We start from the raw sequence: 11053 nt of genomic DNA on the forward strand, positions 1-11053 counted from the left end.
TACGTCAGACGCCGACGTCTGCTTATTCCCTGTGCGACGGCTTTGCGACGTGCATTTGCCTAGAGGATGAGCGGCCTCCTCCGTCATTCCGGGGCGACGCGTCAGCGTCGAACCGGGAATCCATCGAGCAGCAAACGTACGGTGAAATGGATTCTCAGATGCGCAATTGCTCGTAGCTCGCGCTCCCCGCGCCCCGGAATGACGGGATGGTGCTACCGCCCCGCTCCATACAGCCGCCGATACTCCTCCTCATAGGGCGCGTACGAATCCTTCAGCGTCGCCATGTTGAGCAGCATGGTCGCGACCATCGCGCCAGCCTTGTCGAACACCCGCGTCTTGACCCAGGCGCTTTCGGTGCGACGGCTGCCGGACAGCGCGACCACCTCGCGTTCGACTTCGTATTCTTCGTCAACGAAGAGCGGCCCCTTCACCAGCCGGATCTCCTGGTCAGCGAACAGGCCGACGGCCGGTCCCTTCGCCGGCAGCGGATCGTCCTTGGAACGGTACTGGAACAGCACGCTCAGCATTTCCATCGGGATGATCGCCTTCCGCCACGGATTGTCGGCGCTCGAATAGTAAGGCGAGCTTTCGGTGATGACTGCGAGCTTCTGCCTGAGGGAGAACGGATAGAGGTCGCCCATGTTCTGGTCGAACGCCATCCGCACCAGCTGCCGCTTGCTCGTCTGCGCCACCTTCACGTCGCGCAGGATCACCGGATCGGTGAGCGGCTTGAGCTCTGTCAGGCGCGTCTCCAGCGCTGTCGCAGCGTTGGGATCGCCGACTGACGCCGTGCCGCGCAGCACCTCGGTGCCGTCGCGCTTTATCATCTGGATCTGGCACTGGCTCGTTCCAGGCAAAGGCTTTGACAGGATCGCCTGCACGTCCTCGCCTTCGAAACAGGCATTGCGATAGTGCGCAGAGAGACAACCACTCTCGAACCACGCCCGCCCCCACAGCCGCGCGCCGAGCGGCGCGAACTGGCTGAAATGCGTGGGGCCTTCGATGGTACCGCCCTTGAAGCCGAGCTTCTGCGCGGTGGCGTCGTCGTGGATGGAGGCATGCGCGTCGTAAACCTGCGCGTGCAGCATCTGGCGCGGCTGACGCCACGGCCCGATCAGAGCCTCGGCGGTTTCGGTGATCTCGGTATTGAACGCGTTCGCTGTCATCGGTTCCTCCACGGGCAGCCATGACTAGCAGGCCCGCCACGGATGCGGCCAGCGATATTGACTTCGATGCTCCATGCTTTTGACTGCGGCATCCGCTTCGCAAGTCGCCAATCTTTCCGCGGCGCAAAATTCCCACCTGATACGACGACGAGGACTGCTGAAATGACGCTATTGCAGGTCGAGCTGGACGATAAATACCGGCTCGAATCGAAGCGGATCTTCCTGTCCGGCACCCAGGCCCTGGTCCGCTTGCCCATGTTGCAGCGCGAACGCGACCGGCTCCAAGGGCTCAGCACCGGCGGCTTCATCTCCGGCTATCGCGGTTCCCCGCTTGGCATGTACGACCACGCGCTGTGGCGCGCGAAGTCGCATCTGCAGCAGCACGATATCGCCTTCGTCCCGGGCCTGAACGAGGATCTGGCGGCGACCGCGGTCTGGGGCAGCCAGCAGGTCGGCCTGTTTCCCGGCGCCAAGGTCGATGGCGTGTTCGGCATCTGGTACGGCAAGGGTCCCGGCGTCGATCGCTCGGTCGATGCGCTCAAGCACGCCAACGCGGCCGGCACCTCACTCAACGGTGGCGTGCTGGCGCTTGCCGGCGACGATCATGGCTGCCAGTCCTCGACGCTGGCGCATCAGAGCGAGCAGGTCTTCGCGGCGGCGCTGATTCCCGTGATCAATCCGGCCACGCTGCAGGATTATCTCGATCTTGGCCTCTACGGCTTTGCGCTGTCGCGCTTCTCCGGCTGCTGGGTCGGCTTCAAGGCCATCAGCGAGACCGTGGAAAGCTCGGCGTCCATCTACAGCGATCCTGAACGCATCAAGATCGCGCTTCCCGATGATTTCGAGATGCCGCCCGGCGGCCTCAACATCCGCTGGCCCGATCCGCCGCTGGAGGCCGAGCGGCGCCTGTTCGGGCCGAAGATGCAAGCGGTGCAGGCCTTCGCCCGCGCCAACCAACTCGATCGCATCGTGCTCGATTCCAAGGCCGCCCGGCTCGGCATCATCGCGACCGGCAAGGCCTACCTCGATCTGCGCCAGGCGTTGGCCGACCTCGGCATTACCGACAAGGACGCGCAGGATCTCGGCTTGCGCATCTACAAGGTCGCGCTGACCTGGCCGCTGGAGGAAAGCGGCGCCAAGCGCTTTGCCGAAGGCCTGCAGGACGTGCTCGTCGTCGAGGAGAAGCGCGGCTTCATCGAAGACCAGCTGATGCGCATCCTCTACAACATCGATGCGTCGAAGCGCCCGACTATCACCGGAAAGCGCGATGAGAGCGGCGCGCCGCTGCTGCCGAGCGAAGGCGAACTGACGCCGACCATCGTAGCGGGCGCGTTGGTCGCGCGCTTGCGCAAGCTCGGCCATCACAGCCCGGTGCTGGAGCAGCGCCTCGCGCGGCTCGAGGCCTTCGACAATCCCGTCACGACCAGTTCGCAGATCAAGCTAGCGCGGACGCCCTTTTTCTGCTCGGGCTGCCCGCACAACACCTCGACGCGCGTACCCGAAGGAAGCCGCGCCATGGCCGGCATCGGTTGTCACGGCATGGCGCTGAGCATGCCGACGCGGCGCACCGACCTGATATCGCATATGGGCGCCGAGGGCGTGAACTGGATCGGACAAGCGCCCTTCACCACCGAGAAGCACATCTTTCAGAATCTCGGCGATGGCACCTATACTCACTCCGGCTTGCTGGCGCTGCGCGCTGCCTCAGCGGCCGGCATCAGCATCACCTACAAGATCCTCTACAACGACGCCGTCGCGATGACCGGCGGCCAGCCGGCGGAAGGTTCCTTCAACGTTGCGCAAATCGCGCATCAGGTCTGGGCCGAGGGCGTCAAGCGGCTCGCGATCGTCTCCGACGATCCCGGCAAATATCCTGAGGGGAACTACTTCCCACAAGGCGCGACCATCCATCATCGCCGCGAGCTCGATGCCGTGCAGCGCGAGCTGCGCGACATCAGGGGCCTCACGGTCATCATCTACGACCAGACCTGCGCCGCCGAAAAGCGCCGCCGCCGCAAGCGCGGCCTCTATCCCGATCCGGCCAAGCGCGCCTTCATCAATGAGTTGGTCTGTGAAGGCTGCGGCGATTGCTCGCAGGCCTCCAACTGCGTCTCGGTGCAGCCGCTCGAGACCGAGTTCGGCCGCAAGCGCCAGATCGACCAGTCCAACTGCAACAAGGACTTTTCCTGCGTCGAAGGCTTTTGCCCGAGTTTTGTCACCGTGCATGGCGGCTCGCTGAAGCGCATGAAGACATCGGCGGTCGATTCCGGCCAGTTGTTCGCCGATCTGCCGCTGCCGCCGCTGCGTGAGCTGGACGGTCCCTACAACATCCTCGTCACCGGCATCGGCGGCACCGGTGTCATCACGATCGGCGCGCTGCTCGGCATGGCCGCCCATGTCGACGGCCGCGGCTGCTCGGCGCTCGACTTCACCGGCCTGTCGCAGAAGAACGGCGCCGTGATGAGCCACGTCCGCATCGCGCCGAAGCCGGAGGATATCTCGGCCGTCCGCATCACCACCGGCGGCGCCGACGTCATCCTCGGCTGCGACATGATCGTCTCGGCCGGCCCCACCGCGCTCAGCCGCGCCGACCGCGGCGTGACCAAGGCCTACATCAACGCCGACCTTCAGCCGACCGCGAGCTTCGTGCAAAACCCCGATCTGGATTTCGAGATGGGCACGATGCAGGCCGTGCTGCGCGACGCCGTCGGCGACAAGAACCTTGACATCATCGACGCGACAGGCATTGCCGCGGCACTGATGGGCGACAGCATCGCGACCAATCCCTTCATGCTGGGCTTCGCCTTCCAGAAGGGCGCAATCCCGCTGTCGCTGGACGCCCTGCTCCGCGCAATCGAGATCAACGGCGCCGCGATCGAGATGAACAAGCTCGCCTTCACCTGGGGCCGCCTCGCCGCTCACGACATGTCACGCGTGCGCAGCGTGCTGCAGTTCAAGAGCCGCGCCTCCGCCGCGACCAATTCGCTCGACGATGTCATCGCAACCCGCGCGGAGTTCCTGACGGGCTATCAGGACAAGGCCTACGCCGACCGCTATCTTGCGGCGGTTGCGAAGGTGCGCAAGGCAGAAACGGCCGCTTCGCCTCGGTCCTCGGAGTTGACCGAGGCCGTGGCAAAGAACCTGTTCAAGCTGATGTCCTACAAGGACGAATACGAGGTCGCGCGACTCTACACAGATGGCAGCTTTGCCAAAAAGGTGTCGGAGAAATTCGACGGCAACTTCACGCTGAAGTACCATTTGGCACCGCCGATCTTCGCCAAGCGCGACAAGACGACGGGACGGCTTCAGAAGCAGGAGTTCGGCGGCTGGATGATCCACGCCTTCCGCGTGCTGGCAAGATTCAAATTCCTGCGCGGCAGCGCGTTCGATCTGTTCGGCCGCACCGAGGAGCGCCGGATGGAGCGGAAGCTGGTCGCGGATTATCTTGACATGATCGATCAGCGGATGGCTGGACTGAAGGCGGAGCAGATTCCACTGCTGACGCGGCTCGCGCGTGTTCCGGAAACCATCCGCGGCTTCGGCCACGTCAAGGAAGCTAACGTCAAGCTGGCAGCAGCCGAGAAGGCGCGACTGGAAGCGGAGCTGGAGAACAGCTGCTTTGCAGCCGCGGCGGAGTAGCGGTTAAACGCGAGCCTCCCTCCGCGTCATTGCGAGGAGCTCTTGCGACGAAGCAATCCAGAATTTTTCCGCGGAGACAGTCTGGATTGCTTCGCTGCGCTCGCAATGACGGAACTTGTTGAGAGGGCGCGGACGGCACTCAGACGGACGCCCGCGCAGCGCTCGGCGCTGCCACCCCGCCCTCCGCCAGATGCCGCCCGGCAATATAGCCGAACGTCAGTGCCGGCCCGAGCATGATGCCCGGGGCCGGACAATTCCCGTTCGTGATCGAGCCCATGTCGTTGCCGCAGGCATAGAGCCCCGCGATCGGCGCGCCGTCCTCGCGTAGCACGCGCGCCTGCGCATCGACCTTCATGCCGATCGCCGTGCCGAGATCGGCGGGATAGATCCGCATTGCAAAGAACGGCGCACCGACGATCGGCGCGACGCAAGGATTGGGCTTGTGCGCAGCATCGCCGTGGTGCCGTTGGTAGATGGTGCTGCCACGGCCGAATTCGGGATCGCGGCCCTCCTTCGCATCGGCATTATAGCTCGCGATTGTCGCCGTGAGCACAGCCGGCCTGATGCCGATCTTGGCCGCGAGCTCTGCGATGTCAGGCGCCTCAATCAGCTCGCCGCCGGCCACATATCGCCGCAGGTTGCGCGTGAACGGCCTGATGCGGCCGAGACCGTAGCTCCACAGGAAGGGGCGGTCGCAGACCAGGTAGAACGGCCGGTCCCGCTCGCCATTGGCATCGCGCAGCATGGCGAGCGCGAACTCATGGTACGGCAGCGCTTCATTGACGAAACGGCGACCGGCGGCGTTGACGGCAATCACGCCGGGCTTGGCGCGGTCGGTCACCATGTGGGGAAACACACCCCTTCTGCCGTCGGCGCGTCGGAAGAGCGAGGCCGGCACCCAATAGGCCGGGCTCGTCGCCTCCGTGTTGAGCGCAGCGCCAGCCGTCGTCGCAAGGCGAATTCCATCGCCCGTGGTCGAGGTGTCGGTCGCCGAGACCAACCCGGCTGCCGCAGGGAACAAACGTTTGCGCAGGATGGCATCGTGCGAGAAGCCGCCCGTCGCCAGGACCACGCCGCGCCGCGCGGTGATCAGGCGATCCCGCGCGCCATGACGAATGACCACACCGCTGACACGGTCACCCTGTATCGACAGATCCTCGACGTCGGCACTGCAGAGGATCTCCACCCGCCGCGCCAGCAGCGAGGCGTACAGCCGCGCGGCGAGCGCATTGCCGAGATGCAGCGTCGTCCCGCGGGACCAGCGCAGCCGTTGCAGCGCGTATTGGGAAACCAGCCGTGCCACGCGCAGGGTCGACCGCAACGATTTTCCGACGCGACATAGATGTGGAATGTCGAGACAATCGACCATCATCCCGCCGAAAAGCATCAACTCCGGCAGCGGTGGGCGCAGCCGCGCGAAAGCTTCGCCGAGCCGTGTTCCGTCGAAGGCTGCGGGCTGCAGCACTCGCCCCCCCGATGTCGCACCTAACCGCTCAGGATAATGGTCCGGGCAGACTTTCACCGGCCGAAGCTGCACCTCGGTCCTGGCTTCGAGATAGGCGATCGCCTCCGGGCCGCGCGCGAGAAAGGCCGCGCGCAGGCCCGCGTTGGCGGGCTCGGGCACCGTACTCGACAGATACTGGACTGCATCCGCAATGCTGTCGGCGAGCCCCGTCTCCTTCATCTTGGCATTCGCGGGGATCCAGACCATGCCGTCAGACCACGCCGTGGTGCCGCCGACGAAGGCGGTCTTCTCGATCACCAGCACACGCAGGCCTTCAGCGGCGGCGACGGCCGCAGCCGTCATGCCGCCGGCACCCGCGCCGATGACAATGACGTCGTAGGTCTCATGCGCCGGCATCATGCGGCTGGGATCCGGAGGCGAGGCATGACACCGTCATACCCCGCCCGCCGTCCCGCAGCTAGCGCTGCGGCTTCCGCTCGATCGGATCGATATCGATCGCCCGCAGCCGTCCGAGCCGGAGCACGTCCATCGCGAGCCGCCGGCCGATCCGGTCGCGATCGAGCACGCGGATCAGATCGTCGACGCCGTTGATTTCGACGCCGTCGAGCCTGATCACGACGTCGCCGGGCAACAGGCCGGCCTTCGCCGCCGGTCCATCCGGCTCGATCTGCATCAAGAGCGCACCCATCTTGTTCTCGACGCCGGCGAGCACCGCGTGCCGCCGCGGCACCGGCGCGGTCTGCCCAGCAACGCCGATATAGGCGCGGCGGACATAGCCGTGGCGGATGATCTCCGACAGCACGAATTGCGCGGTGTTGCTGGCGACCGCAAAGCAGATGCCTTGTGCCCCATTGATGACGGCCGTGTTGATGCCGATCACCTCGGCATTCGACGACACCAGCGGACCACCGGAATTGCCGGGGTTGAGCGCGGCATCGGTCTGGATCACGTCCTCGATGGTGCGGCCGCTCACAGAGCGGATCGAGCGCCCGAGCGCCGAGACCACGCCGGCGGTGACGGTCGATTCGAAGCCGAGCGGATTGCCGATCGCGATCACGAGCTGGCCGCGCCGCAGCGTCTTGGAGTTGCCAAGCGCGGCATACGGCAAGTCGCGCACGCCGTTGGCGCGCAGCAGCGCGAGATCCGTATCCGGATCGACGCCCAGCACCCGGGCATCGCCGACATGGCCCTCGACATCGCGTAGCCGGATCACCTTGGCCGAGCCGACCACATGGCTGTTGGTGAGCACGAGGCCATCAGGCGAAATCACGATGCCCGAGCCGAGCCCGCCACGCTCGCGGCCATTCGGCGTTTTTGGTCCCGTCTCAACGCGCACGACGGCAGGACCGACGCGGTCGGTCACATCGATCACGGCGTTGGAATAGGCGTCCAGCAGGACCCGGTCATCGACGGGGGCAGATTCTGTCGTTCGCGATGACGCTGCGTCATCGACGATATCTGAGGTGAAATCCAGCATGGCAAGAATCCTTGAAGCTCACACAGATGGTGGCCTGAGCCCTGCCGTGCAAGGGACCCGCCTGGGGCGCGGGACTGAACTGCCCAGATGGCTAGGGCGCGCGCCGCAGTGTGCCGCCCCTCGCCTTGACCGGATCGAGCAGCGACCAGTCGCCGTCGGGGAGCACGTGGCCCTTGGGAAACGGCGCGCGCAGCTCCAGTCCAAGCGAGCGCAGCACGCGGTCGTCCCGGTAGTAGCATTGCAGCACGACACGAACGAGCGTTGCCGCAGCCGCGCCGCCGTTCTTGCGAAACTCCTGCGCCACGGCATCGCGCTGCGTCGCGTCGAGCTCGGCGAGCGGCCCGCCGGCCAGCCGCGCCAGATGGTCCAGCGCTGCCGCCACCATCCTGGTGTCGCGGCCGAGTGTCGCCAGCATGTCGGCCTGGATCGCGGCATCGTCGGCGCCGGGCACCTTGTACTCGTCACTGGCGGGCACGATCATCGCGGCGATGGTGCGGAGGTCGTCGCGCTGAGCGCGCGTGAGTTGGTTGTCAGCGGTCATGACGGCCTCAGTCGAACAAATTGGCGAGGCGCTGCTTCATCTGGTCGGCGATGTAGAGCGCAAGCGCCTGGATGGTGGACGTCGGGTTCACACCGCCCGAGGTGACGAAGATGCTGCCGTCGACGATGAAGAGGTTCTTCACGTCATGCGTGCGGCCCCATTCGTTGACGACCGAGCGCTTGGGGTCGGTGCCCATCCGCGCGGTGCCGAGCAGGTGCCATCCGCCCCAGGGGATCGGCGAGTTGACGCAGATGTCGGTTGCGCCGGCCGTCTCCAGGACCTCGCGGCCGCGGGCGAGCGCATGGTCCATCATCTTCCGGCTGTTCTCGGAGATCGTGTAGTCGATTTTCGGCGCGGGAATGCCGTGGCTGTCTTTCAGCACCGGATCGAGCGTGACCTGGTTGTGCTCCTCCGGCAGATCCTCGCAGATCGCCGAGAAGCCCAAGCGGTGCCCATTGAGCTTGCGGAAGACGCGGTGGTGATCGGCGCCCCAGGGCAGAATGCCCTTCTGCTCGCTGATGACGGCCTCGAACACGGGACCTGCGCCACGCACAAATTGTACGCCATAGCCGCGCACGAAGCCGCGCGACAGGTCCGTGTCGTACCACTGTTTGCTCCACAGGCAGGTCGGCGGCGCGCGGTTCGAGTCGGTCGGCTCCTTCACATAGCCGTAGATCTGCGCGTAGGGATGGAACATCAGGTTCTTGCCGACGAGGCCCGACGAATTGGCAAGGCCGTTCGGAAAGCGGTCGGATTTCGAGTTGAGCAGCAGCCGCGGCGTGCCGACGCCATTGCAGGCGATGATCACGACATGGGCGGGCTGGAACTGCTCGATGCCGTCCTTGTCGTAATAGACCACGCCCGAAGCCATGCCGTTGTCGTCGGTGGTGATCTCGCGCACGCGGCAATGCGTGCGCAGCTCGACCCCGGCGCGAATTGCATGCGGCCAATAGGTGATGTCGGTCGAGGATTTTGCGCCTTGCGCGCAGGCCGGCGTGCAATGGCCGAGATTGATGCAGCGCGCCCGGCCTTCATAGTCCATGGTCGCGACCGTCGTGTCCGACGGCCACCAGTGCCAGCCGAGCTTGTTCATGGCCTTGGCGACGATGGCGCCGGACAATCCCATCGGCTGCTGCGGCATCGGCGGATGCGTCAGCGGAGAGAGCGGATCGCCTGACAGGCCGGACGTGCCCATCATGCGATCGTTCTCTTCAAAGAACGGCGTCAGCGCGTCATACTCGATCGGCCAGTCGTCGGCGACGCCGTCGAGCGTCTTCACCTTGAAATCGGACGGGTGCAGCCGCGGCCAATGCGCGGTGTACATCACCGTCGAGCCGCCGACAGCGTTATAGTTCACGACCTTGATCGGCGAATTGTCGTCGTTGACAGGATAGTCCTCGGGCCGGCCGCGGATATTGGGGCTCGACGACCATTCGCCGAAGAACCTGGCCTCCCAATCCCGGCCCGTGCTCGGATATTCCGCCGGGTTCATCCAGCCGCCCTGCTCCAGGCAGAGAATGTGCATCTTGGTCTCGGCCAGCGACCATGCCACCGCCGCGCCGGAAGCGCCGGCGCCGATGATCAGGACGTCTACGGGGTCTTTCATCGAAAAGTCTTCCTCCCGCCCTCGCCACTTTCCGGGCGATTCGGCCATCACGGCTGACAAAGCCGCAGGACGATAGGGGCAGACCGGCCGGCGAGTAAAGGCTGGCTGGCGAATGTCGCACTTCGCACAACGCAGACCATTGGTCTGACGATGACCGGATGCTAGGAACGAGGCGCCAGAGCAATCGACAGCGAGATATTATGTCCTTCGAAAATTCATCGGCCGCCGCCCGCGCCATCGCCCTTGTTTCATTTCTCGCACTATCCGCATTCTTGGGGACCTCCAATCCTGCCGCCGCGCTGACTGCGGCTGCGACGGTGCGGGATGCCAATTCGATCCAGCTCGGCGACGTCACCTACCGGCTCGACGGCGTCGACGCGCCCGAGCTCGACCAGGTCTGCATCGACGACCACGCCGATTCCTGGACCTGCGGCATCGAGGCCCGCGACCAGCTCGCCAAGCTGGTCGGCGGCAAGCCGGTGCGTTGTGACGACGTCGGTCCCGAGAAGAAATTCGGCAAGCGCCACCGCGCGATCTGCACGGTCGACGGCGAGAAGGTCTCGTTGAACGAGCAACTGGTCAGGCTGGGCTTTGCCATCGCGCGCGAGCCCCTGAAGGCCAATGTCAAGCCGGCGGCGGCCGAGGCCAAGACGGCGTCATCAGGCCTCTGGAAGGGCTGCTTTGTTGCGCCGCAGGAATTCCGTACCGGCAAGAAGGACGGCGCCCTGCTCGGCGCCGCCTGCCGCTCCGACCGCGACAAGGAAATCCGGGCGGTCCTGTTTCCGGAGGAGCTGACGGCGCCCCCGAGCTGCGCCATCAAGGGCAAGCTCGCAGTGCGCGCCCGCGTCACCGGCAATATCGGCATCTATCACCTCAGGGGCTGCCCGAGCTATGCCGCGACGACCAGGCCGGACCGCTGGTTCTGCTCGGAGGACGACGCCCAGGCTTCGGGTTTCCGCAAGGCCTATAATTGCCGCCGGCCAAAGTGAACATTTGGTTCACGCAGCCGTGAGTGGTGGGCCGAGACAGTATTGATCCGGAATTGAACTGAAACGGGAGTTGCTGCACCTTATATGTACGCAAGCGCTTTGCGCGAGCGTTTCCTTGGCAGACGATCCCCATCGGATTGTCCTTGCTCGGGCGTTTCCTCCCTAGACTT

General features: G+C 65.2%; 7 protein-coding genes. 2 read left to right on the forward strand and 5 right to left on the reverse strand.

The genetic code is table 11. The features are described from left to right. Positions 1-212: 212 nt before the first annotated feature. Positions 213-1166, reverse strand: coding sequence for a hypothetical protein (locus tag ACNJX9_RS28980; protein WP_439405406.1), 954 nt, complete (start codon positions 1164-1166; stop codon positions 213-215). A gap of 162 nt (positions 1167-1328) precedes the next feature. On the opposite strand from ACNJX9_RS28980, the gene ACNJX9_RS28985 reads away from it, so the two are divergent. Further along, the gene (locus ACNJX9_RS28985) at positions 1329-4805 is read left to right on the forward strand and encodes an indolepyruvate ferredoxin oxidoreductase family protein (RefSeq protein ID WP_439405407.1); all 3477 of its coding nucleotides are present in this window, start codon (positions 1329-1331) and stop codon (positions 4803-4805) included. Between the two features lie 139 nt (positions 4806-4944). Here the strand turns inward: ACNJX9_RS28985 and ACNJX9_RS28990 are convergent, their stop codons facing one another. The 4 genes from ACNJX9_RS28990 to ACNJX9_RS29005 all read right to left on the reverse strand — a co-directional run bounded on the left by ACNJX9_RS28990 (position 4945) and on the right by ACNJX9_RS29005 (position 9894). Beyond that, the gene (locus tag ACNJX9_RS28990) at positions 4945-6669 is read right to left on the reverse strand and encodes an FAD-dependent oxidoreductase (RefSeq protein WP_439405408.1); all 1725 of its coding nucleotides are present in this window, start codon (positions 6667-6669) and stop codon (positions 4945-4947) included. Positions 6670-6727: 58 nt separating this feature from the next. Beyond that, on the reverse strand, positions 6728-7747 hold the full coding sequence (locus tag ACNJX9_RS28995; RefSeq protein ID WP_439405409.1) for a S1C family serine protease: 1020 nt from the start codon (positions 7745-7747) through the stop codon (positions 6728-6730). A gap of 91 nt (positions 7748-7838) precedes the next feature. Continuing rightward, positions 7839-8288 (reverse strand): hypothetical protein, encoded by a 450-nt coding sequence (locus tag ACNJX9_RS29000; protein WP_057753453.1) that lies wholly within the window; start codon positions 8286-8288, stop codon positions 7839-7841. A 7-nt stretch (positions 8289-8295) separates the two neighbouring features. After that, a complete protein-coding gene (locus ACNJX9_RS29005) occupies positions 8296-9894 on the reverse strand; it encodes a GMC family oxidoreductase (RefSeq protein ID WP_439405410.1) in 1599 nt (532 codons plus the stop codon). A 200-nt stretch (positions 9895-10094) separates the two neighbouring features. Between ACNJX9_RS29005 and ACNJX9_RS29010 the strand changes: the two genes are divergently transcribed. Beyond that, positions 10095-10883 (forward strand): thermonuclease family protein, encoded by a 789-nt coding sequence (locus tag ACNJX9_RS29010; protein WP_439405412.1) that lies wholly within the window; start codon positions 10095-10097, stop codon positions 10881-10883. The last annotated feature ends 170 nt before the right edge of the window (positions 10884-11053 follow it).

Origin of the sequence: Bradyrhizobium sp. BLXBL-03 (assembly GCF_051853015.1) — a bacterium.
In the GTDB taxonomy this organism is placed as follows: domain Bacteria; phylum Pseudomonadota; class Alphaproteobacteria; order Rhizobiales; family Xanthobacteraceae; genus Bradyrhizobium; species Bradyrhizobium manausense.